The organism is Albibacillus kandeliae (assembly GCF_003116585.1).
Classification (GTDB): domain Bacteria; phylum Pseudomonadota; class Alphaproteobacteria; order Rhodobacterales; family Rhodobacteraceae; genus Albibacillus; species Albibacillus kandeliae.
On sequence record NZ_QEHM01000009.1, the window covers coordinates 103,692 to 125,769 of the forward strand.

The following is a 22,078-nucleotide window of genomic DNA, read 5'->3' on the forward strand; positions in this document are numbered from 1 at the left end:
GTGGGGGAGGGATAAATTGCAATAGGCGTGACATCCGTTCCATAAAGGCGGGGAGGAGAGATTCCAAGCCCGCAGACTAACGCCAGCAAACGTGAGATTTGCATCATGCCTTATCGTGCCCCCGTCACCGATCACGAATTCATCCTGCAGAACATCGTCGGGTTCGACCGTGTTTCGGCCACGGATCGGTTCTCCGAAGCCAGCAGCGACACCGTCAGCGCCATTCTCAGCGAAGCCGGGAAGATGTGCGAAGAGATCATGTACCCGCTGCAACGCAACGGCGACCTTCAGCCCGCGCGGCTGGAAAACGGTGTCGTGCGCACCTCGCCCGGCTTTGCCGAAGGCTGGAAGGCCATCGCCGAGGGCGGCTGGATCGGGATCAGCGCGCCGGAAGACGCCGGTGGCATGGGCCTGCCCATCACCATGCTGACCTCGGTCAACGAGATGATGTCCTCCGCCTGTCTCTCGCTGGAACTTGCGCCGCTGATGAGCATGGGCCAGATCGAGGCGCTCGACCATCACGGCGGCGACGCGATCAAGGAACTCTACCTGCCCAAGCTTGTCTCGGGAGAATGGTCCGGCACCATGAACCTGACCGAACCGCAGGCCGGGTCGGACGTCGGGGCGCTGTCATCAAAGGCAGAGCCGAACGGCGATGGGACCTACGCGATCTCGGGTCAGAAGATCTTCATCAGCTGGGGCGACAACGATTTCGCCGAGAACGTCTGCCACCTCGTTCTCGCGCGGCTGCCCGACGGTGTGCCGGGCACCAAGGGCATCAGCCTGTTCATCGTGCCGAAGTACATCCCCGATGCCGACGGCAACCCCGGCAAGGCCAACAGCCTCAAGGTGGTGTCGCTCGAGCACAAGATGGGCCTGCACGGCTCGCCGACCTGCGTGATGCAGTACGACGGCGCGACCGGCTGGCTCGTCGGCAAGGAGCACGGCGGCATGGCGGCCATGTTCACCATGATGAACAATGCGCGTCTGGGTGTGGGCGGGCAGGGCGTGGGTGTCGCCGAAGGCGCCTACCAGCACGCGCTGGCCTATGCTCTGGACCGCAAACAGGGCCGGACGCCCGAGGGCACTGGCGGCACCATTGCCGACCATGCCGATGTCCGGCGTATGCTGACCACCATGAAGGCCGAGCTTTTCGCGGCCCGTTCGATCCTGCTGTCCTGCGCCGTGGCCATCGACATGCAGACCGCAACGGGTCAGGCCGACTGGGCGGCGCGCGCCGCCTTCCTCACGCCCATTGCCAAGAGCTTCGGCACCGAGACCGGCATCCGCGTCTCCGAGACCGGCGTCCAGGTGCACGGCGGGATGGGCTTCATCGAAGAGACCGGCGCGGCGCAATACTACCGCGACGTGCGGGTGACGGCGATCTACGAGGGCACCAATGGGATCCAGGCGATGGACCTCGTCGGCCGCAAGATGATGGACGGCGGCGAGGCCGCATCGAACCTGATCGATGAGATGCAGGCGCAGGCCGAGAAGGCGCGCGACAAGCTGCCTGACCTTGCCGAGGCCGTGTGGGAGGCCACCGAGTCCCTGCGCGAGGCGACCGAATGGCTGACCTCCCGCACCGACATGAACGACCGCTTCGCCGGGGCCGTGCCCTACCTGAACGCCTTTGCGCGGGTTCTGGGCGGCCACTTCCACCTCTCGGCGGCGCTGGCGGAACCCGGTGGCGCGCGCGAGGCGCTCGCACGGTTCTACATCACCCGCCTGCTCCCCGAGCACGTCGGTCTGCTGGCCCACGCCGAGGCCGGGGCCAAGGGGCTCTACGGCCTGTCGCTCGACGATCTGGCGGCCTGACGCCGTGGACGGGGAGGGACCGGCAACCCTGCGTTATCCGTGGGGCGAGCCCCCGGAGCAGGGCAAGGCAATCGAGGTGGCGCCCGGAATCCTGTGGATCCGGCTGCCGCTGCCGATGAAGCTCGATCACGTGAACATCTATGCGCTGGATGACGGCGATGGCTGGACACTGATCGACACCGGCTTCGGGTCGAACACCACGCGGGGCATCCTGACCGAGGTGATGGAGGGGCCGCTGGGCGGCAAGCCGGTGCATCGGGTGATCATGACCCACCACCACCCGGATCACATGGGCAACGTCGGATGGTTCCAGTCGGTGCACGGGTCCGAGCTGATCTCGACCCGGACCTCGTGGCTCTTTGCCCGGATGCTCTGGCTCGACAACCAGCAGACCCCGCCACCGGAAACACTCGAGTTCTGGCGCGGCGCGGGCATGGACCCCGAGATCCTGAACCAGCGCGCGACGGAGAAGCCCTTCAACTACTCCGACATCGCCTATGCCATGCCGCTGGGGTTCACCCGGATCCAGCAGGGCGACACCATCCGCATGGGCGGCCGGACCTGGGACATCCACATCGGCAACGGCCACGCGCCGGAACACGCGACCTTCTGGAGCCGCGACGACAACCTCGTGATCTCGGGCGACCAGATCCTGCCGTCGATCAGCCCCAACATCGGGGTCTACGCGACCGAGCCGATGGCCGACCCGCTGGCGGGCTGGCTGGAAGCCTGCGAGCGTTTCGTGCCGCTGGCCGGGACCGACCACCTTGTTCTCGGCGGCCACAAGCTGCCGTTCACGGGCCTGCCGACCCGGCTGAGACAGCTGATCGACAACCACCACGGCGCCCTCACGCGCCTTCTCAAGTTCCTCGACGAACCGCGCTGCGCCGCTGATTGCTTTCCGACCCTGTTCAAGCGGCGGATCGGCTCCGGCGAATACGGGCTCGCGCTGGTTGAAGCGGTGGCGCATGTGAACCATCTCTACCACCAGGGGCTGGTCGAACGGACCCGGCGCGAAGACGGCGCCTGGATGTACCGGCGCCGGGAGGAGCAGGATGAACGGTGAGATTGACACGAGTGCCGAGGCGCTCGAGGCGGAGGTGCTGCCGCGCCTGCGCGAGGCCCACGCCGACCCGGACAGCTGTGCCGGGCTGGACCATGTGCCCGAGGCGCTGAGGAAGCCGGTTAACCGGAAGAGCGCGGCCCAGTGGGCCTATGAACGGCTGATCCTCTATATCCGCAATTTCGAAGAGCAGCTCGACAGCGAGCACGAGGTCGCGATGGGCTTCACCGGCGGCGATGCCGGGGTTCTGCGGATCGAGGGGATCGGCTACTTCGATCCCGATATCGTGACCTTCTACGGCACGGACGACAGCGGCGCGCGCACCCAGCAGATCCAGCATGTCAGCCAGCTGAACGTTCTGCTGCGCGCGGTGGCCAAGCCCACCGAGAGCAAGCCGGCCAACCGGATCGGGTTCCGCCTCGCCGAGCAGCTCGAACAGGACTGAGCAGGGCAGACACGAAAAAAGGGCGCCTGCAGAAAGGCGCCCTTTTCAGTCGTCGGCAAGCTTGGGATCAGCTGCTTGCCTTGGAACGACGACGGCGGCCGACGAAGGCCAGACCACCCAGGCCAACGCCCAGCAGCGGCAGAGCTGCCGGCAGCGGAACGGTGGTCACCGAGAGTTCGGCTACGTCGAAGCCGTCGGAAGTGTAGGAGCCGTAGTTTTCGACGGTGGTGTCAACGATCTTGAAGATGTTGTACATGCCCGAGTCAAAGCTGATCTCGTACTTGTAACCGTTCGAACCGTTGGAGCTCACGGTGATCGCGCCGCTGGCGGTACCATCGTTGAAGAGCTCACCAACTTCGACTTCAGTGGAGCCATTGCTGACGAAGATCTTCGCTGCTTCCGGGAAGGCCGAGTTCGGGCTGTTGAAGGTGACTTCAACGACCGAGGCTTCGCCGCCCAGTTTCAGCGGGCTGACATCGATGGACAGGTCGCCGCCGAGGCCGAGCGAGTAGAACGTGCTCAGGTCGCCGTCGAACGCATTGTCGACGTCGGTGCGCACGCCCGGAGTTGCAATACCATCGCTCACGCTGCCGCTTGCGGTGATGGTTGCTGCCTGACCCGCGATGGGCAGTACCAGCAGGGACGCTGCGACAGCAGCGGTAGTCAATAGTTGTTTCATAGGAATCAACCCCCGATAAAAACACAAAAGTCACCCGAACCGAACTGCGCGGGTAATCATAACGATAATGGAAGTTTTCAATGCGTTCGTGAAAAAGTCAAAGAATTCAAAAGAGATTCATTAACGGGATGATAATTAACACTTTTGAAGACGGTTGATTCAACTCTGGGTTTATTCGTGTTTTATGTGCCCTGCCCAAGGGGTGAAGAATCAGTTGGCCGCATTCCGCTTGCCTGCGCGCCATTGTCCTCGTGACACACCCTGCAGAATCCGCTAATCGGGGGGCAGAGCTGATAACAGGGACAATGCTGAAATGGCCGAATACAAGCATGGCGAGATGGACATCAAGGAACATGTCGAGACCTTCGACGGCTTCGTCAAGTTCGTGGTTACCTCGGTCGTTCTGATCGTGTGCCTGCTGGTCTTCATGGCGATCTTCGTCGCCTGATCGGAGGCCCCTTTGCGTTTCAGAGTAGTGTGCCTGGCCGCCGTGTGCTTGGCGGTCGCGGGGTGTGCCGAAAAGGCACCCTTTGCCGATGATGCGACGATCAATGCGGTGCGCTATCGCGATCCGTCCAATCCGTCGATGACCCTCTATACGATGATCAACAACCGGACCGGCGGCGGGGCGCATACCTCGCTGATGATCAACGCGTCCGAGCGGGTGATCTTCGATCCGGCAGGGTCCTTCTATGCCGACATCGTGCCCGAGCGGAACGACGTCCTCTTCGGGATCACCCCGCGGGTGGAAGAGGCCTATCGCGGCGCCCATGCGCGCGAGACCTTCCACGTGGTGCGCCAGACCATCGCGCTCAGCCCCGAGCAGGCCGAGACGGCCTATCGCCTCGCACTGGCCAACGGCCCGGTGGCCGGGGCTTTCTGTGCCAATGCCACGTCCAAGCTGATCGCAGCTGTGCCGGGATTCTCGAGCGTTTCGCCGACGATGTATCCCAACAAGCTGATGGAGCAGTTCGGGACCCTTCCGGGCGTCACGACAGACGCCTACTACGAGGATGACGACCCGGACCTGCAGAAGGGGCTGGCAAAGGGCAACGCCGCCCTAGATGCCGCTACCGAGTAGATACAGCAGACCATAGAGCGTGGCGGCCCCGCAGAAGATCGCGAGCACCACGTTCTTCGAGATCATGGCGACGGCCAGTGTCACGGCCGCCGCCGACAGGCGCGGCACGTCCGGCTGACCGACGGTCAGGCTGGGCCAGATCACCAGCGGAGCGACCAGCGCGGGCAGCATGGCGACCGCGGTGTAGCGCAGGTGGCGCAGCAGCCATTCGGGCATGGTGCGCCGCCCGACGAATCCGATAAAGACGAACCGCAGCACGAAGCTGCCGACCGCCATGCCGATGATCACGATCCAGATGGTCATCGTGTCGATGGGGGTGCCGGAATAGGTCATGCCTCGGCCACCCTGCGTTCGAGGTAGCGCTCGGTCCAGGCCCCGGCCATCATCCCCGCGACACCGGCGACCAGCAGGCCCAGGTTGTAGGGAATGCCACCCGCCAGCAGCACCGTGATGACCGAGACCAGCGCGGCGATCACATGCGCCGGGGTGCGCAACATGGGCCCGATCATGGCGAGGAAGGCCAGCGGCAGGGCGAAATCCAGTGCCCAACTGTCGGGGATGGTCGAGCCGAGCAGGGCACCGGTAAGCGTCATGCCGTACCAAAGGGGCGCGATCAGCGCGCTGGTCCCGAAGAAGTATGCGACCCGTTCCTGCAGGGTCATTTCCGGACCCTGCTCGAACTGCACGATGGACAGGGCGTAGGACTGGTCGACCGTGAAATAGGCCGCGAGCGCCCGCTGCCACAGCGGCGCGGCGCCGAGATAGGGGGTGAGCGAGGCCGAGTACATGGCCACCCGCAGGTTCACCGCGAGTGCCGAGGCCAGCACGATGACCGTCGGCGCCTCTTCCCGCATCAGCTGGAGCGCGGTGAACTGTGCGGCCCCGGCAAAGACGGTGAAGGAAAAGGTCATGACCTGCGTCAGGCTCAGGCCGCCCTCGCTGCCAAGCACGCCGAACAGCATCCCGAAGGGGCCGGCGACGAAGATGAACGGCACGCTGTTGCGGCAGCCCTTCCAGAAATACGAGAGATTGGTGTTACGCGACATGGCTCGCTCGTGAACTCTATGCAAATGCAGTAGCCTTGAAACGGCAGAGGTTCAATCGCTCCCGTTCACCTGTTCACGGCACCACGGGCGCGCGCGCGGTTTCGCTCCCGCCGGGCCGGAACCCGCCGGTCGGCATCACGCTTATGTCATGGCCGCGGTTCCCGGGTGACCTATCTCCCTCACATTGCCAGATTGAAGCGGTCCGGAACTGGTCCGGACCCCAGAGTGGAGGATTCCGATGCCACAGTCCCGACGCCGATTCCTGATGACCGCCGCCGCCACTGCCGGTGCGGTCGGCCTGTCTCCCCGTCTTGTCACCGCCCAGGCTGCGAAGGACAGTTTCGACACCTCCGCCGGTCCGATCCTGATCTCGCCGGTCAGCCATGCCTCCTTCGTGATGGAGACCCCGGCTGGCGTGATCTACGCGGACCCGGTCGGAGAACCCTCGGCCTATGGCAGCTTGCCGCCAGCCGACCTGATCATGGTGACCCACGAGCACGGCGACCACTTCAACGCCGAGACGCTGGCCGCGCTGGTCGGCGACAATACCACGCTGATCACCAATCCCTCGGTCTTCGACAAGCTGCCCGAAGACCTGAAGTCCAAGGCGACCGCAATTGCCAACGGCGAGTCGACGAGCTTCGGCAGTGTCGGGCTGGATGCGATCCCCGCCTACAACACCACCGCCGAGCGGCTGAACTTCCACCCGCAGGGCCGGGACAACGGCTATGTCCTGACCTTTGGCGATTTCCGCGTCTACGTCTCGGGCGATACCGAGGACACGCCTGAGATGCGCGCGCTTGAGGGTATCAACCTGGCATTCCTCTGCATGAACCTGCCGTTCACCATGGATGCGGAAGCAGCTGCCTCTGCAGTGCAGGAGTTCCGGCCCGCAGTCGTCTACCCCTATCACTACCGGGGCCGCGACGGTGGCACGCAGGATCCGCAGAAGTTCGCGGAACTGGTCGGGGACGCCTCCGAGGTCAAGATGGGAAACTGGTACGGTTGAGTACCACCGGGCGCTGGCCGTTACCTGAGGTCGGCCGGCGCGTCCGGTACCGGAAAGATCGCGTCGTATGCGAGATTGAACCCGAAGGTATAGACCACGTAGAAGGCCGAAAGGGCGAGGTCCATGATCACCGCCTGAATCAGCGTGACCTCCAGAAACCACGCGATCAGGGGCGCGAGCATCACCACCAGCCCCAGTTCGAACGACAGGGCGTGAACCACGCGCTGCGGCCATGACTTGCGGGCGTGGCCTTGATGGCGCAGCAGCAGGTGGTCGAATCCGAGGTTGAACACGTAGGCCCAGACCACGGCGACCAGTGCGCTGGCAAGGATCACCGCGCCGACGTCCAGCATGGGCCGGTCCACGATCCAGTGTCCGATCGGGGTGGCAAACAGCAGGATGATCAGTTCGAAACTGACCGCGTGACGGATGCGGTCGGCGGTGGTGCGCATGGGGCGGGTATCCTTTCCGGCCCTTTATGGGGCCGGGTCAGGAAACAGACAACCACCAAGGCAAGGGTCAGTCGAAGGTGCCCGCCACGCGGCCCAGCAGCATGAAGGCGCGGGCGGTCCGGGTGTCGGACAGGGCAGAGATCTCGGCGTCCGACGCGTTCGGCTCGAAGGTGGCGAACATGCGGTCGAACAGCCTCAGGAAATGGTGGGCCGCATCGCGAAAGATCGGGTCCTGCTTCATCCGTCCTGCGGTCAGCGCCAGCGAGGTCCGGTCTCGTACGCCGCCAAGCGCGGCAATCGAGCGGCCCCGGGCGCCCTGTGCGAACTGGCGCCAGATCTCGGGGCGGGCCATGTCGGGCCGGAGATCGTCCATGTAGATCCCGTCCTGACTCAGCAGGGTCAGCACGTCCTGGCTCGCCTGGATGATCTGCGCCGTCTTGCGGTCGCGCAGGGCGCGGCGCAGGGCGGCAAAGCCTTCCTCGTCCTCGGCGGTGTCGGGGAAGTTCAGCGCGCGGATGAAGTCCTCGGCGGGCAGCGGCGGCGCCAGTTCCTCGGCCGGCGTGCCAAGCGCGAGGGTCGGCTGGTCGTCCGCCGTGCCCTGCTGCGCCCCTTGCGCGGGCCGGCTCGGCTGGGCCCGGTCGCGCCGGGTCGAGAAGGTGGCCAGCGCCGTCTCGGTCTTCTTGGCGGCCGCCGCGATCTCGTCGAGCTTCTTCGCCACTGAGGCATCCGAGGACATGGCCCCGCGGTGTTGCTGCTGCGAGATATAGGCTTGGCGGATGCCGTCGATGGCGGCCTGCAGGCGCGCGCTCTCTTCGCGCATCACGCGGCTGGAGCGCGCGGCGATGGCGGCCACCCAGATCATCCCCACGGGCATGAAGATCGCCAGCATGTTCAGCAGGAAGCTGACCACGTCAAAGCCCGGTCGCTCATCCCCCGGAAGGAAGACGAACAGCAGGACTGCACCCAGCAGCCACAGGGCCGACAGGATGATCGCCACCAGTTCGATGACGGTAATGGCCTCCCGCTCCGGGCGGTCGTAGATGCCCAGAGAGGTTGGTTGCTGGTCCTGTGTCTCGCGCGGAGCGGGGCTCATCCTCTGAACTCCGTTCAGGAATACTCGATCTTGAGCACTTCGTAGGATTTCTCACCGCCCGGAGTGCGCACCTCTACACTGTCGCCCTCGTCCTTGCCGATGAGCGCCCGTGCGATAGGGGATTTGATGTTGAGCAGGCCCTTTTCAATATTGGCCTCATGCTCGCCGACGATCTGCCAGGTCTTTTCCTCGTCCGTGTCCTCGTCGACAAGGGTCACCTTGGCACCAAACTTGATAGATCCCGCAAGCTTTGTCGGGTCGATCACCTCGGCTAGGCCCAATACGCCTTCAAGCTCCTTGATACGGCCTTCGATGAACGACTGCTTTTCACGCGCAGAGTGGTATTCGGCATTCTCCGAGAGATCGCCATGTTCGCGCGCTTCTGAAATGGCCTTGATGATAGCGGGGCGTTCGACGGCCTTCAGCTGCTTCAGCTCGGCTTCGAGCGCAGCAAAGCCTGTCGGCGTCATCGGTATCTTTTCCATAGTCACGTTCCATCAGAAAAATCAGCGCCCCGCCGCTATTGCGCCGGGGCGACCGTTATGGCCGGTTGATCCGACCTCGCACCTTTATGGAAAAGAATCCGCGCTGGCGCAAGATCAGGGCTGATGGCTGGCAACTTCCCACTCTATGCCGTCGCGGTCGTGGAAGTAGAACCTCCGACCGGGCGAATAGGCAGCGTGGTTGATAGGGGTAAAGCCTTCTTTCTTCACCCTCTTTTCAACCCCGTCGATGTCATCGGTAAAGATGGCGATGTGGTTCAGCCCGCCGATGGTGCGGTAGTTGTCCTCCTGTTTCGGCTGGGCGTCTCCATAGCTGAACAGGGCCACATAGCTGTCGTCCGTACCGACGTGAACGGTATAGCCCGTCTGCATTCCGGGCCCCTCCCAGCGGACGTGCCAGCCGAAAACCGCCTGCAGCCAGGCGGCGGTGGTTTTCGGATCGCTGACCGTAACGTTCGTGTGTTCGAGTTGCGCCACTGTCATTGTCTTCTCCTTCTTGAGTTGTCGAATGGCTATGGCCGCAGTCTCCGACCTCAAGTATAGTTGAGATCAACCGAAAAGTAATATTGCGGAACAAGAGGTTACCTTATGGGGGCAGGTCTCTCGATTGGGTATGTGGCGTCGCGGACGGGGCTCGCCGTATCTGCGATCCGGTTCTACGAGGAGGAGGGACTGGTCGCGCCAGACCGTGACGGGGCGGGCCGCAGGGTCTTCGAGAGGGGGGATATCCGCCGCCTGTCCTTCGTGCTGATCGCGCAGCGCCTCGGCTTTTCGCTGGCCGAGATCCGTGATGCACTGGCCAGCCTGCCCGAGGCCCGCAACCCGACGCGCGAGGACTGGGCGCGGCTGGCCGGACAGTTCCGCGCCGAGATCGAGGCGCGGATCGAGGGGCTGACCTCGCTGCGCGACCAGCTCGACGGATGCATCGGCTGCGGCTGCCTGTCTCTGGACCAATGCGCGCTCTACAACCGCGACGACAAGGCCGGGGCGCTGGGCGACGGGCCGCGCTACCTGATGGGCAACAAACATAGTGATATTTGATTTCGTGCCGGTGTTGTCGTGTTAATAGTCCTGTCATCGAATTAATTCGGAGCCCGTCGCAGTGCCAATTTCGCAGCAGGAAAAGTACGAGCGGTTCAAGGCGTTGCACTGGGACAAGGGGGCCTTCGTGGTGGCCAACCCCTGGGACGCCGGAACCGCCCGCGTGCTGACCCAGATGGGCTTTTCCGCCCTCGCGACCACCAGCGCGGGTTACGCGTTTTCCGTCGGCAAACGGGACTCCAACGCCAGCCTGACCCGCAGCGAGATCCTCGAGAACGCCCGCGCCATCGTCGAGGCCACACCGCTGCCGGTGTCGGCGGACCTCGAGGACGGCTTCGGCATCATGCCGGAAACCTGCGCCGAAACGGTGGAACTTGCGCTCGGCTGCGGTCTTGTCGGCGGTTCCATCGAGGATGCCACCGGGCATCCGGACGCGCCGATCCTCGAACAGGCGCTTGCCGCTGACCGCATCGCCGCGGCAGCCGAGGCGGTGCGTGGCAAGCCGTTCTTGCTGACCGGGCGGGCCGAGAACTACCTCTGGGGCCGCCACGACCTCGGCGATACCATCCGGCGCCTGCAAGCCTATGCCGAGGCCGGGGCGGACGTGCTCTATGCGCCGGGGCTCAGCGACCTGAACGACATCCGCACCCTCTGCCGAGAGGTGGATCGGCCGGTCAACGTGGTGATGGGCCTTGTCGGCCCCTCGATCTCGGTTGCCGATCTTGCCGAGGCTGGGGTCAAGCGGATCAGCGTGGGCGGCTCCTTTGCCCGGGCCGCCTTTGGGGCCCTGATGCGGGCCGCCGAGGAGGTGCTGGAGCACGGGACCTTCAAGTACGCCCGCGAGGCCGTCCGCGACGGCGAATTGCGCAGCATGATGCCCGAAGCCCCCGTCCAGGAGCGGACCTGACGCACTAGGAAAGCGGGTTTCGCCGGGGAATGGCGCAGAAAGCCCGGTTGCACGCAGGGTGACAAGCGACGCAGTGTTGCGATTGACCGAAGGCGGTGCCAAAAGGTAGTCAGCCACGAAAGAATGTTGCGCCAGATTGCGCAATCCAGCCAGATGAGGAGCGCCACGGATGGCCGAAGTCGAACGGGAAGCAATGGAATACGACGTCGTGATCGTCGGGGCGGGGCCGGCCGGCCTGTCCGCTGCGATCCGCCTGAAACAGCTCGATGCCGAACTGAACGTCGTGGTCCTCGAAAAAGGCTCTGAAGTCGGCGCGCATATCCTGTCCGGCGCCGTGCTGGACCCCTGTGGTCTCGACGCGCTGATCCCCGACTGGAAGGAAAAGGGCGCGCCGCTGAACGTGCCGGTGAAGGAAGACAACTTCTTCATGCTGGGCGAGGCGGGCAAGCTGCGCATCCCGAACTTCCCGATGCCGCCGCTGATGAACAACCACGGCAACTACATCGTGTCGATGGGCAACGTCTGCCGCTGGATGGCCGAGCAGGCCGAGGAACTGGGCGTCGAGATCTTCCCGGGCATGGCCTGCTCCGAGCTGGTCTATGGCGAGAACGGTGAAGTGAAGGGCGTGGTCGCAGGCGAGTTCGGCAAGGAAGCCGACGGGAGCCACGGCCCGAACTACGAACCCGGCATGGAGCTGCACGGCAAGTACGTCTTCATCGCCGAAGGCGTGCGTGGCTCGCTCGCCAAGCAGGTGATCGCCAAGTACGACCTGCAGAAAGGCCACTGCCCGCAGAAGTTCGGCATTGGCATGAAGGAAATCTGGGAGATCGACCCGGCCAAGCACAAGGAAGGCTCGGTCACCCACACGATGGGCTGGCCGCTCGGCTCCAACGCGGGCGGCGGATCGTTCATCTACCACATCGAGAACAATCAGGTTTACGTCGGTTTCGTCGTCCACCTGAACTACAAGAACCCCTACCTGTTCCCCTACATGGAATTCCAGAGGTTCAAGCATCACCCGATGGTCGCCGAGCTGCTGGAAGGCGGCAAGCGTGTGGCCTACGGCGCGCGGGCGATCACCGAGGGCGGTTACCAGTCCATGCCCAAGATGGTGGCGCCCGGCGTCGCGCTGCTGGGCTGCTCGGTCGGTATGGTCAACGTGCCGCGCATCAAGGGCAACCACAACGCAATGCTCTCGGGCAAGGCCGCAGCCGAGGCCGCCTATGCGGCGATCCAGGCCGGCCGTTCGGCGGACGAGCTGAACGACTACGAGACCGAGGTGCGCACCGGCGCCATCGGCGCGGACCTCAAGAAGGTGCGCAACGTGAAACCGTTCTGGTCCAAGTACGGCCTGACCGCCAGCCTGATGCTCGGCGGCCTCGACATGTGGACCAATACCTTCGGCTTCTCCCTCTTCGGCACCCAGCGTCACGGCAAGACCGACGCGGCCGCGACCGAGGAAGCCAGCAAGCACCAGCCGATCGACTATCCCAAGCCCGATGGCAAGCTCAGCTTTGACCGGCTGACCAACGTATCCTTCTCGATGACCAACCACGAGGAGAGCCAGCCGCCGCACCTGACGCTGAAGGACCCGACCGTCCCGGTGACGGTGGATTACGCCAAGTACGCGGGTCCGTCCCAGCGTTACTGCCCGGCAGGCGTCTACGAGTTCGTGCAGGACGATACCGGCAACCCGAACTTCGTCATCAACTTCCAGAACTGCGTGCACTGCAAGACCTGCGACATCAAGGATCCGGCGCAGAACATCGTCTGGACCACGCCGCAGGGGGGCGACGGCCCGAACTATCCCAACATGTGATTCCGCAAGGATCGCAACGAAACGCCCGGCCACCGTGCCGGGCGTTCTCGTTTCAGGGCCCTTTGCACGCGGGAGGGGCGGTCAACCGGGGCAGGGCGGTCAAATATGCGGCACTTCCCCGCTGGCGGATTCGGGTGCCATTGCGCCTTTCCGCCGCTCCGCGTAGCCTGTCCGAAGCTTTCGAAACGAGGTAGGGATCGGACGTGCTCAAACTCCTGTCGAAGTTGACGGTTTCCGCGGTGGCCATCTCGGCTGCACTGGCTGTACCGCTCAGGGCCGATACCGGCTCGGGCGCATACCTAGCGGGGCGCCATGCGCTCTATGCCAGCAACTTCGACGCGGCGGCCACCTACTTTACCCGCGCCCTCGCGCGCGACACGTCCAACCCAGAGCTGATGGAGAACGTCGTTCTCGCGCAGCTGTCCCTCGGGCGCCTCGACAAGGCGCTCCCGGTCGCGCAGGTCATGGAGCAGAACGGCCTCGAGAGCCAGCCGGCGCGCATGGTCGTGCTGGCGCACATGATCGACGAAAAGGACTATGACGCGATCACCGGGCGCACCTCCGACAGCAAGGGCATCGGCCCGATGCTTGACGGTCTGGTCAGCGCATGGGCCGAGCTTGGCAAGGGCGATACCGAGGCCGCGATGACGGCCTTTGACGGCGTCGCCCGGGAGAACGGGCTGCGCGCCTTCGCTCTCTATCACAAGGCGCTCGCGCTGGCCTCCTCCGGCGACTACGCCGCCGCCGAGGAGATGTTCGCCGCCGACAACGGTGCGCTGACCCGCATGAGCCGCCGCGCCGCCATCGCGCGGGCCGAGATCCTGTCGCAACTGGGCCGCAACGAAGACTCGCTCGACCTGCTGGCCGATGCCTTCGGTTCGGGCTTCGACCCGGGCCTGACCGATCTGGCCGACCGGCTGGCCGCGGGCGAAAAGGTTCCGTTCTCCGTCGTCACCTCCGTCCGGGACGGCTTTGCCGAGGTCTTCTTCTCCATCGGGCAGGCCCTGCGCGGCGAGGCGTCGGATGATTACGCGCTGGTCTATGCCCGCATGGCGACCTACCTGCGCCCCGGTCACATCGATGGCCTGCTGCTCACTGCCGAACTGCTCGACAGCCTGAACCAGTACGATCTTTCGGTGCTGATCTACCGCCAGGTGCCGCAGGAGAGCCCCGAGTTCTTCGCGGCCGAGCTTGGCCGGGCCGAGGCCCTGCGCCGTGCCGCCAAGCCCGATGCGGCGATCGAGGTGCTCGAAAGCCTGACCAAGACCTATCCGACCATGCCGGCCGTGTTCTCGGCGCTGGGCGACCTTCGGCGCCAGCAGGAACACTATGCCGAGGCCATCGCCGCCTACGACAATGCCATCGAGTACACCGAGGAGGGCGCCCAGTCCGAGTGGTTCCTGCTCTACGCCCGTGGCATCGCCCACGAGCGTCTCAAGCACTGGGACGAGGCCGAGTCCGATTTCCGCCACGCGCTGGAGCTGAACCCGGAGCAGCCGCAGGTGCTGAACTACCTCGGTTATTCGCTGGTCGAGCGGCACAGCAATCTCGACGAGGCGCTCGACATGATCGAACGCGCCGTCGCCGCGCGGCCCGACAGCGGCTACATCGTGGATTCGCTGGGCTGGGTGCTGTACCGGCTCGGGCGCTACGACGAGGCCGTGGGGCACATGGAAAAAGCGGTCGAACTGATGCCGGTGGACCCGGTCGTCAACGACCACCTCGGCGACGTGTTCTGGGCCGTCGGTCGCTATCGCGAGGCCGAGTTCCAGTGGCGCCGCGCGCTGTCCTTCATCGACCCCGAAGACAAGAGCGGCGAAGCCGATCCGAACCGCATCCGCCGCAAGCTCGAAGTCGGGCTCGACGTGGTGCTGTCCGAGGAAGGTGCGCCGCCGCTCAAGGTCGCCAATGGCAGCAACTGAGGTCCGTGCAAGAGCGCGCGCCAAGGTCAACCTGTCACTGCACGTAACCGGCCAGCGAAGTAACGGATACCACGAGCTCGACTCGCTGGTTGTCTTCGCCGACGTTCACGACGAGGTGCAGGTCACGCCCGGCGACGACCTGAGCCTCGTGGTCGAGGGACCCGAGGCGATGGGCCTCGCAGGCGAGGGGGACAACCTCGTGCTGCGCGCCGCGCGCTGTTTCAACAGTCCGGACGGGGCCGCACTGCGCCTGACCAAGTGCCTCCCTGTGGCCTCCGGCATCGGGGGCGGGTCGGCCGATGCGGCTGCGGCGCTGGTGGCGCTGGCCGAGTTCTGGGATCTGCCCCTGCCGCCTGCCGAAGCGGTGCTCGGCCTTGGTGCCGATGTTCCCGTCTGCCTTCAGGGATTGCCGACACGCCTGCGCGGGATCGGGGAAGTGCTCGAACCGCTGCCCGATGTGCCCGGCGCGCTGGTGCTGGTCAATCCGCGCGTGGGCGTGGCGACGCCGCCGGTGTTCCGGGCGCTGGCCAGCAAGTCGAACCCGCCGATGCCCGAGACGATCCCGGCCTTCGCCGATGCCCAAGCCCTCGCGGACTGGCTGTCGGAGCAGCGCAACGATCTGGAAAAACCGGCGATGGAGCTGTGTCCGCAGATCGCCGAAGTTCTTGCGGCTCTACGGATGGAGTCCCCTCTGCTTGCCCGCATGTCGGGCTCGGGCGCGACCTGTTTCGGCCTCTACCCCTCGCTGGCCGAGGCCGAACGCGGCGCGGCCGCCATCGCGGCCGCCAACCCGGGCTGGTGGGTCAAGTCGGCGGCGATCTCGTCGCGCTGAGGTCCGGCGCCGCCCGGGGATCAGCTCAGGCGGTCGACCACGTAGTCGGCAAGGTCACGCAGCATGTCGCGAATATCGTGCGCGGGCAACGTGTCGAGCGCCGCCTTGGCGCGGTCGGCCCAGGCCACGGCATCCTGCCGCGTCGCTTCCAGCGTCTGATACTTCGCCATCAGCGCCAGCGCCTGTTCGAGGTCGCCATCGCGCTGGTCGCCCTTCTCGATGGCCCGCTTCCAGAAGGCGCGTTCCTCGTCCGTGGCCTGCGCCACGGCCTTGATCACCGGCAGGGTCAGCTTGCGCTCGCGGAAATCGTCCCCGACATTCTTGCCGGTCGCCGCGCTGTCGCCCTGGTAGTCCAGCAGGTCGTCGGCGATCTGGAACGCGATCCCGAGCGCATCGCCGTAGTCGAACAGCGCCTTCACCCGCTCTTCGGGCGCACCGGCAATCACCCCGCCCACCTCGGTCGCGGCCGAGAACAGGGCGGCGGTCTTGCCCCGCACCACCTGCAGGTAGATGCCTTCGTCGGTCCCGAGGTCGGTCGCCGCAGTCAACTGCAGCACTTCGCCTTCCGAGATGGTTGCCGAGGCGTTCGACAGGATCTCGAGCACCCGCAGCGACCCGGTTTCCACCATCAGGAGGAAGGACCGCGCCAGCAGGTAATCCCCGACCAGCACGCTGGACTTGTTGTCCCACAGCAGGTTCGCGGTGGGGCGGCCACGCCGCTGTGCGCTCTCGTCCACGACGTCGTCGTGCAGCAGCGTTGCAGTGTGGATGAACTCCACCGTCGCGGCGAGCTTGACGTGGTCCGAGCCCTTGTAGCCGCACAGCAGGGCTGCGGCGAGGGTCAGCATGGGGCGCAGGCGCTTGCCGCCAGCCTCGATCAGGTGGGCCGTGACCTCGGGGATGCGCGGCGCATGTTCCGAGACCATCCGCTCGCGGATCAGCTGGTTCACGGCATCCATTTCGGCCGCAAGCGTTGCGGCCAGCCGGTCGTGCGGTTTCTGAGAGGTCGCTACATCCATCACGCTGCTTTACAGAGGCTCGACATCCCCATCACCTTGCCCTTACATCCCCAGTCATGAAGGAACTATTGCGCAGCACCGACCCAACGATCCTGGCTTTCGCGTCTGCCCTTCTGCAGGGCGAGGATATAGACTGCTTTCAGATGGACGTAAATATGAGCGTCCTAGAAGGCGGCATCGGAATTTTCCCGCGTCGTCTGATGGTTCGGTCCGAGGATTTCGACCGTGCGGCCGAGGTGATGCGCGACAATGAAATCCCGTTCACGTCGTGAGCGGCTTTGCCCCCGAAGACCTGACACAGGACGCCTTCCTGGGCGGTCGGTTTTCGATTTGGCAGCCAAAACAAGGGTATAGGGCGGGGGTAGACCCGGTGTTGCTGGCCGCATCAGTGCCGGCATTGCCGGGTCAGAGCGTGCTGGAGCTGGGCTGCGGGGCAGGGGCCGCGATCCTCTCGTTGGCCGCCCGGGTGCCCGATCTGGCGCTGGTCGGGCTGGAACTGCAGCCCGATTACGCGGACCTCGCCGAACGGAACGCTGCGGCAAACGGGTTTGCCATGACGGTGTACCGCGCCGACCTCGCCCAGATGCCGGCCGAGCTGAGGCAGCGCCAGTTCGACCACGTCATCGCCAATCCGCCCTACTATCGCGAGGGGGCGCACAGTTCTGCCCGCGACACCGGCCGCCAGATCGCCCTGGGCGAGCGCACTCCCCTCTCCGGCTGGATCGAGGCGGCGGCGCGGCGGTTGGGGCCCAAGGGATACCTGCACGTGATCCAGCGCGCCGACCGCCTGCCGGAGTTGCTGGCGGCCTGCCAGGGACGGCTGGGGTCCATCGCCGTGCTTCCGCTTGCCGCGCGGGAGGGGCGGGCGCCCGAAACCATCATCCTGCGCGCGCGCAAGGGCGGCAGGGCCGCGTTCCGCCTGCTGGCGCCGCTGGTGATGCACGAAGGTGAGTCGCATCGCGGTGACGGCGACAGCTACACGATGCCTGTTTCACGGGCGCTGCGCTGCGGCGCCTCGCTTGAATGGTAGGCGTTAAAACCCGGTTAAGCGAGAAACCACCGATAACCGCAGGCGTTTACCATGCCTCGCGCACGCGGCGTGACAGACGACGAGGAATATGCTCAACTTTAGGTGCAACTTATTCAGAGGAGGATTGCCATGAGCCTGAGCTCGCATCTCGCGGAACTGAAAAAGAAGCACACGAACCTAAGTATGGAAGTCGAAGAGGCGCAGCGCGCGCCGAGCATTGACGGGCTGCACGTGGCGACCCTGAAGAAGCAGAAGCTACGGCTGAAGGAAGAGATCGAGCGCCTGTCGAGCTGACACCGCCCTGATCTCACCAGCCAAGGGAGAGCGCCGCTCTCGAGCGCACTCCCAGCCACTCAACGAAATGAACGTTCTGCATAACGCGGTGCGGATGCACCGGGTGTTGCATCGCTTACCGGATCGATTCGATCCGGTGCATCGGCATGTCGCCCGCCTGCTGCGATAAAGGTAGCATCGCCGGGTAACAGAAAAGCAAATGCGGACCCGCCGGGTCCGCATTTTTCTGTTTGGGTGCGCTCCGCGCGGGGCGCGGAACCGGGTCAGACGAAGAACTGGCCGCCGTTCGCGGTGATCGTCGAGCCGTTGATGAAGGCGGCGTCGTCGGAGGCCAGGAAGACGACGCAGCGCGCGATCTCCTCGGGCTCGCCCAGGCGGCCGGTCGGGATCTGGGCGATGATCGACTCGCGGACCTTTTCTGGAACCGCCATCACCATGTCCGTCGCGATGTAGCCGGGGCAGATGGCGTTCGCGGTAATCCCGGCGCGGGCGCCTTCCTGCGCCAGCGACTTGATGATCCCGAGGTCACCGGCCTTGGTCGCGGCGTAGTTCACCTGCGCGAACTGACCCTTCTGGCCATTGATCGAGCTGATCACGATGATCCGTCCGAACTTGCGCTCGCGCATGCCCGGCCAGACCGGGTGGACGGTGTTGAACACGCCGGTCAGGTTGGTGTCGATCACCTCGTGCCATTGCTGAGGAGTCATCTTGTGAAACGGCGCGTCGCGGGTAATCCCGGCATTGGCGACAACCACGTCGATCGGGCCGAGATCGGCCTCGACCTTTTCCAGACCGGCCTTGCTGTCGTCGTAATCGGCGACGTTCCACTTGTAGGTCTTGATGCCGGTGCTTTCGGTAAACTTGGCAGCGGCTTCGTCATTTCCTGCGTAGGTCGCGGCAACCGTATAGCCGGCGTCTTTCAGGGCGACAGAAATGGCGGCTCCGATTCCTCGGGAACCGCCTGTTACGAGTGCTACGCGGGGCATTCAATACTCCTCCAGGCTTTGCGTAACTTAATTATGCCAACTGATGTGACGGACGCAATAAAATTACGTTACAAAATTGTGGAGTGCGTAATTTATCGCCAGTTGGGTCTTCGCAAAACCTAATGCGGCGGCCCGAAGGCCGCCGCAATGATCTCGATCAAGGGCGCTCGACGCACATGGCGACGCCCATGCCGCCTCCAATGCAGAGCGTGGCGAGGCCCTTCTTGGCATCGCGGCGCTGCATCTCGAAGAGCAGCGTGTTCAGGATACGGCAGCCCGAGGCGCCGATCGGGTGGCCGATGGCGATGGCGCCGCCGTTCACGTTCACGATCGACGGATCCCAGCCCATGTCCTTGTTCACGGCGCAGGCCTGTGCGGCAAAGGCTTCGTTGGCTTCGACCAGGTCGAGGTCGGAAGCCTTCCAGCCTGCCCTTTCCAGCGCCTTGCGCGAGGCATAGATCGGGCCCACGCCCATGATCGACGGGTCGAGACCCACGGTCGCGTAAGAGACGATGCGGGCCAGCGGGGTGATCCCGCGCTTCTCGGCGTTGTCGGCGCTCATCAGCAGGACGGCGGCGGCACCGTCGTTGATGCCCGAGGCGTTGGCCGCGGTGACCGAACCGTCCTTGGTGAAGGCCGGACGCAGTTTCTGCATCGCCTCGATGGTGGCGCCTGCACGGATGTACTCGTCGGCATCCATCACCACCTCACCCTTGCGGGTCTTGATGGTGAAGGGAACGATCTCGTCCTTGAACTTTCCAGCCGACTGGGCGGCCTCTGCCTTGTTCTGGCTGGCGACGGCGAATTCGTCCTGCGCCTCGCGGCTGATCTGCCACTGCTCGGCCACGTTCTCGGCGGTCTGGCCCATGTGGTAGCCGTTGAACGCGTCCCACAGGCCGTCGCGGATCATGGTGTCGATGTAGGACATGTCGCCCATCTTGTGGCCCTTGCGCAGGTTCGCGGCATGGGGGCTCATCGACATGTTTTCCTGACCGCCGGCGGCGACGATATCGGCGTCACCCAGCTGGATGTGCTGCGCGGCCAGCGCGACCGAGCGCAGGCCCGAACCGCAGACCTGGTTGATCACCCATGCGGCGCTTTCCTTCGGCAGGCCCGCGTTGATATGCGCCTGGCGCGCGGGGTTCTGGCCCTGGGCCGCGGTCAGCACCTGGCCGAGGATGGTCTCGCTGACCTCGCTCTTGTCGATGCCCGCGCGGGCCACGACCGCCTCGAGAACCGCGGCGCCAAGATCATGTGCTGGAACATCGGCAAAGCTGCCGCCAAAGCTGCCGACGCCGGTGCGCGCGGCGGATGCGATTACTACGTTGGTCATGTGTCGTGTCCTCTGCCAATCTGCGGGTGACGGGCAGCGCCGAACTCGGGTCGGCGCGTCTCCTCAATCGCTACCCTCTCACGCTGACATAGAGCATTGCTGCAGGCGCAGCAACAACTAGGCATGCAGCGCGTCAGGCGCTCTGCTGGCGGGGCTGGGTCTCCCCCCAGGGCGGGCGGAGGCTGGGCGCGCCAAAGAGATACCCCTGCAGGCAGTCGACCCCGAGCTCTGCCAGCAGCTCGGCATCCTCCAGGTCCTCGACGTGTTCGGCGATGATCAGCATGTCGAACTGGCGCGCCACGGCAATCAGCGCGCGGACCACGGCCTGGTTGTCGGGATTGGCGTGAAGGCCCTGCGCGAACTGGCCGTCGATCTTGGCGGCATCGAAGAAGAAATCGCGCATCGCGCTGAAGCTGGTGGCGCCCGAGCCGAAGTTGTCGAGCGCAAAGGCGATCCCCTGCGGTTGCAGCCGCAGCATGAAGTCGATCACCAGTTCCGGCATCGGCATGGCGGATTGTTCGCTGATCTCCAGCATCAGCCGCTCGCCCAGCGTGGGATTCTGCGCAAGGTGTCGTTCGAGCACCGCGAACCATTTCGGATAGCCGATGGACCGGGCCGACATGTTCAGCGAGAGCCGGATCGAGGGGTTCAAGGCAAGCGTTTCCAGACCGAGGTCCAGCGTGGTGCAGTCGATCTCGCGCCCGATCTCGTGGCTTTCCACCGCCGACATGAAGTCGCGCGCCGGAATGATCCGCCCGGCTTCGTCCCGGACGCGGATCAGCCCCTCGTAAAAGGCAAGCTGGTGGGGCGAGCGGGCCTGCAGCACGGGTTGATAGGCCAGCACCGCCTGTCGATGGCGCAGCGCCTCGGCCACGGTCGTCAGCGTCCCCTTCTCGCGCCGGTGCACGGCCTCGGCCAGCGGGCTGCCGATCTCGGGGGCGGGGTCCTCATCGGGGCGGTACTTGCGAAAGGGCATGGCGTCTGGCGGATTCGGGTTGATCTTGGCGGGGTACGGCGGGCGACGCCCGAAAATCCCAGAAAGATCTGAATCAGTGCTTAACCTTTCCGGCCCATCCTGATTTTCTGCGCGGACGACGCGACGCGGGAGAGATGCGGGATGGAACGCTGCGGCTGGGCGGGGCCCGAACAGATCTACATCGACTATCACGACACCGAGTGGGGCGTGCCGGAGTACGACAGTCGTGCGCTCTGGGAGAAGCTGATTCTCGACGGGTTCCAGGCCGGTCTGAGCTGGATCACCATCCTGAAGAAACGGGAGGCCTTCCGCGAGGCCTTTGCCGGGTTCGATCCCAACGTCGTCGCCGAATGGGGCGAGCCGGAGGTGCAGCGCCTGCTGGCGAATCCGGGCATCATCCGGCACCGGGGCAAGATCGAGGCCACCATCTCGAACGCCCGTGTCTGGCAGGACATCGAGGCGCGGCAGGGCTTTGACCGATTCCTCTGGGATTACGTCGAGGGCAGGCCGCTGCAGACCCGGTTCGCCAGCCAGGGCGAGGTGCCGCCGCAGACGCCGCTGTCCACCCGCATCTCGAAGGACCTCAAGAAGGCCGGGTTCCGCTTCTGCGGCCCGACCATCGTCTATGCCTTCATGGAGGCGGTCGGCATGGTGAACGACCATGTCATGCACTGCCCCTGCCACGCCCCGGTCGCCGCGCTCGCCGATGCCTCGCCCTTCGCCTGAGCCC

Annotated in this window: 26 protein-coding genes; 15 read left to right on the plus strand and 11 right to left on the minus strand. The window is 65.0% G+C overall.

Features of this window, described 5'->3' with window-relative positions:
- Positions 1-105: 105 nt before the first annotated feature.
- The 3 genes from DDT93_RS20085 to DDT93_RS20095 are packed head-to-tail and all read left to right on the plus strand — an operon-like array spanning position 106 to position 3,326.
- Positions 106-1,818 (plus strand): acyl-CoA dehydrogenase, encoded by a 1,713-nt coding sequence (locus tag DDT93_RS20085; protein WP_109467680.1) that lies wholly within the window; start codon positions 106-108, stop codon positions 1,816-1,818.
- Positions 1,819-1,822: 4 nt separating this feature from the next.
- Positions 1,823-2,884: an MBL fold metallo-hydrolase gene (locus DDT93_RS20090; RefSeq protein WP_232825515.1), complete on the plus strand. Its 1,062-nt coding sequence runs from the start codon at positions 1,823-1,825 to the stop codon at positions 2,882-2,884.
- Positions 2,874-3,326 (plus strand): DUF6173 family protein, encoded by a 453-nt coding sequence (locus tag DDT93_RS20095; protein WP_109467681.1) that lies wholly within the window; start codon positions 2,874-2,876, stop codon positions 3,324-3,326. The genes DDT93_RS20090 and DDT93_RS20095 overlap by 11 nt, the downstream gene beginning before the upstream one ends.
- Before the next feature lie 67 nt (positions 3,327-3,393).
- Here DDT93_RS20095 and DDT93_RS20100 read toward each other — a convergent pair whose 3' ends face one another.
- Complete coding sequence (locus DDT93_RS20100) at positions 3,394-4,005, minus strand: VPLPA-CTERM sorting domain-containing protein (RefSeq protein WP_109467682.1); 612 nt, start codon at positions 4,003-4,005, stop codon at positions 3,394-3,396.
- A gap of 313 nt (positions 4,006-4,318) precedes the next feature.
- On the opposite strand from DDT93_RS20100, the gene DDT93_RS20105 reads away from it, so the two are divergent.
- Together DDT93_RS20105 and DDT93_RS20110 are read left to right on the plus strand one after the other, a co-directional pair.
- On the plus strand, positions 4,319-4,453 hold the full coding sequence (locus DDT93_RS20105) for an aa3-type cytochrome c oxidase subunit IV (RefSeq protein ID WP_109467683.1): 135 nt from the start codon (positions 4,319-4,321) through the stop codon (positions 4,451-4,453).
- A gap of 12 nt (positions 4,454-4,465) precedes the next feature.
- The gene (locus DDT93_RS20110) at positions 4,466-5,086 is read left to right on the plus strand and encodes a hypothetical protein (RefSeq protein WP_109467684.1); all 621 of its coding nucleotides are present in this window, start codon (positions 4,466-4,468) and stop codon (positions 5,084-5,086) included.
- Here DDT93_RS20110 and DDT93_RS20115 read toward each other — a convergent pair.
- Positions 5,066-5,419 carry an AzlD domain-containing protein gene (locus DDT93_RS20115; protein ID WP_109467685.1) on the minus strand — a complete coding sequence of 118 codons (354 nt, stop codon included), beginning with the start codon at positions 5,417-5,419 and terminating at the stop codon, positions 5,066-5,068. The genes DDT93_RS20110 and DDT93_RS20115 overlap by 21 nt on opposite strands.
- Positions 5,416-6,132 (minus strand): AzlC family ABC transporter permease, encoded by a 717-nt coding sequence (locus DDT93_RS20120; RefSeq protein ID WP_109467686.1) that lies wholly within the window; start codon positions 6,130-6,132, stop codon positions 5,416-5,418. The genes DDT93_RS20115 and DDT93_RS20120 overlap by 4 nt, the downstream gene beginning before the upstream one ends.
- Before the next feature lie 238 nt (positions 6,133-6,370).
- On the opposite strand from DDT93_RS20120, the gene DDT93_RS20125 reads away from it, so the two are divergent.
- Positions 6,371-7,141, plus strand: coding sequence for an MBL fold metallo-hydrolase (locus DDT93_RS20125; protein WP_109467687.1), 771 nt, complete (start codon positions 6,371-6,373; stop codon positions 7,139-7,141).
- 20 nt (positions 7,142-7,161) lie between these two features.
- Here the strand turns inward: DDT93_RS20125 and DDT93_RS20130 are convergent, their stop codons facing one another.
- The 4 genes from DDT93_RS20130 to DDT93_RS20145 all read right to left on the minus strand — a co-directional run bounded on the left by DDT93_RS20130 (position 7,162) and on the right by DDT93_RS20145 (position 9,672).
- Positions 7,162-7,593, minus strand: a complete 432-nt coding sequence (locus tag DDT93_RS20130) for a PACE efflux transporter (protein ID WP_109467688.1) — start codon at positions 7,591-7,593, stop codon at positions 7,162-7,164.
- A 67-nt stretch (positions 7,594-7,660) separates the two neighbouring features.
- Positions 7,661-8,686 (minus strand): hypothetical protein, encoded by a 1,026-nt coding sequence (locus DDT93_RS20135; protein ID WP_109467689.1) that lies wholly within the window; start codon positions 8,684-8,686, stop codon positions 7,661-7,663.
- Positions 8,687-8,700: 14 nt separating this feature from the next.
- On the minus strand, positions 8,701-9,171 hold the full coding sequence (gene greA, locus DDT93_RS20140; protein ID WP_109467690.1) for a transcription elongation factor GreA: 471 nt from the start codon (positions 9,169-9,171) through the stop codon (positions 8,701-8,703).
- A 114-nt stretch (positions 9,172-9,285) separates the two neighbouring features.
- Entirely contained in the window at positions 9,286-9,672 is a 387-nt protein-coding gene (locus DDT93_RS20145) for a VOC family protein (protein WP_109467691.1), read from the minus strand.
- Between the two features lie 105 nt (positions 9,673-9,777).
- On the opposite strand from DDT93_RS20145, the gene soxR reads away from it, so the two are divergent.
- The 5 genes from soxR (at position 9,778) to DDT93_RS20170 (ending at position 15,710) form a co-directional block, all read left to right on the plus strand.
- Positions 9,778-10,230, plus strand: a complete 453-nt coding sequence (soxR, locus tag DDT93_RS20150; RefSeq protein WP_109467692.1) for a redox-sensitive transcriptional activator SoxR — start codon at positions 9,778-9,780, stop codon at positions 10,228-10,230.
- Positions 10,231-10,291: 61 nt separating this feature from the next.
- Positions 10,292-11,137 carry an isocitrate lyase/PEP mutase family protein gene (locus tag DDT93_RS20155; RefSeq protein WP_198654918.1) on the plus strand — a complete coding sequence of 282 codons (846 nt, stop codon included), beginning with the start codon at positions 10,292-10,294 and terminating at the stop codon, positions 11,135-11,137.
- A 169-nt stretch (positions 11,138-11,306) separates the two neighbouring features.
- A complete protein-coding gene (locus tag DDT93_RS20160) occupies positions 11,307-12,956 on the plus strand; it encodes an electron transfer flavoprotein-ubiquinone oxidoreductase (protein ID WP_109467693.1) in 1,650 nt (549 codons plus the stop codon).
- A 203-nt stretch (positions 12,957-13,159) separates the two neighbouring features.
- Positions 13,160-14,878: a tetratricopeptide repeat protein gene (locus tag DDT93_RS20165; protein ID WP_232825516.1), complete on the plus strand. Its 1,719-nt coding sequence runs from the start codon at positions 13,160-13,162 to the stop codon at positions 14,876-14,878.
- Positions 14,865-15,710: a 4-(cytidine 5'-diphospho)-2-C-methyl-D-erythritol kinase gene (locus tag DDT93_RS20170; RefSeq protein WP_109467694.1), complete on the plus strand. Its 846-nt coding sequence runs from the start codon at positions 14,865-14,867 to the stop codon at positions 15,708-15,710. The genes DDT93_RS20165 and DDT93_RS20170 overlap by 14 nt, the downstream gene beginning before the upstream one ends.
- Before the next feature lie 20 nt (positions 15,711-15,730).
- Here the strand turns inward: DDT93_RS20170 and DDT93_RS20175 are convergent, their stop codons facing one another.
- The gene (locus DDT93_RS20175) at positions 15,731-16,729 is read right to left on the minus strand and encodes a polyprenyl synthetase family protein (protein WP_109467695.1); all 999 of its coding nucleotides are present in this window, start codon (positions 16,727-16,729) and stop codon (positions 15,731-15,733) included.
- 56 nt (positions 16,730-16,785) lie between these two features.
- Here DDT93_RS20175 and DDT93_RS20180 point away from each other — a divergent pair, with 56 nt between their 5' ends.
- The 3 genes from DDT93_RS20180 to DDT93_RS20190 all read left to right on the plus strand — a co-directional run bounded on the left by DDT93_RS20180 (position 16,786) and on the right by DDT93_RS20190 (position 18,053).
- On the plus strand, positions 16,786-17,001 hold the full coding sequence (locus DDT93_RS20180) for a putative signal transducing protein (RefSeq protein ID WP_109467696.1): 216 nt from the start codon (positions 16,786-16,788) through the stop codon (positions 16,999-17,001).
- Positions 16,998-17,759: a tRNA1(Val) (adenine(37)-N6)-methyltransferase gene (locus DDT93_RS20185; protein WP_109467697.1), complete on the plus strand. Its 762-nt coding sequence runs from the start codon at positions 16,998-17,000 to the stop codon at positions 17,757-17,759. The genes DDT93_RS20180 and DDT93_RS20185 overlap by 4 nt, the downstream gene beginning before the upstream one ends.
- 129 nt (positions 17,760-17,888) lie before the next feature.
- Complete coding sequence (locus tag DDT93_RS20190) at positions 17,889-18,053, plus strand: YdcH family protein (protein WP_109467698.1); 165 nt, start codon at positions 17,889-17,891, stop codon at positions 18,051-18,053.
- Positions 18,054-18,316: 263 nt separating this feature from the next.
- Here DDT93_RS20190 and phbB read toward each other — a convergent pair whose 3' ends face one another.
- From phbB to DDT93_RS20205, 3 genes are all read right to left on the minus strand, one after another.
- Positions 18,317-19,039, minus strand: coding sequence for an acetoacetyl-CoA reductase (gene phbB / locus DDT93_RS20195; RefSeq protein WP_109467699.1), 723 nt, complete (start codon positions 19,037-19,039; stop codon positions 18,317-18,319).
- 157 nt (positions 19,040-19,196) lie between these two features.
- On the minus strand, positions 19,197-20,372 hold the full coding sequence (locus DDT93_RS20200; protein ID WP_109467700.1) for an acetyl-CoA C-acetyltransferase: 1,176 nt from the start codon (positions 20,370-20,372) through the stop codon (positions 19,197-19,199).
- A gap of 133 nt (positions 20,373-20,505) precedes the next feature.
- Complete coding sequence (locus DDT93_RS20205; RefSeq protein ID WP_109467701.1) at positions 20,506-21,348, minus strand: EAL domain-containing protein; 843 nt, start codon at positions 21,346-21,348, stop codon at positions 20,506-20,508.
- A 141-nt stretch (positions 21,349-21,489) separates the two neighbouring features.
- Here DDT93_RS20205 and DDT93_RS20210 point away from each other — a divergent pair, with 141 nt between their 5' ends.
- Positions 21,490-22,074, plus strand: a complete 585-nt coding sequence (locus tag DDT93_RS20210; protein WP_109467702.1) for a DNA-3-methyladenine glycosylase I — start codon at positions 21,490-21,492, stop codon at positions 22,072-22,074.
- The last annotated feature ends 4 nt before the right edge of the window (positions 22,075-22,078 follow it).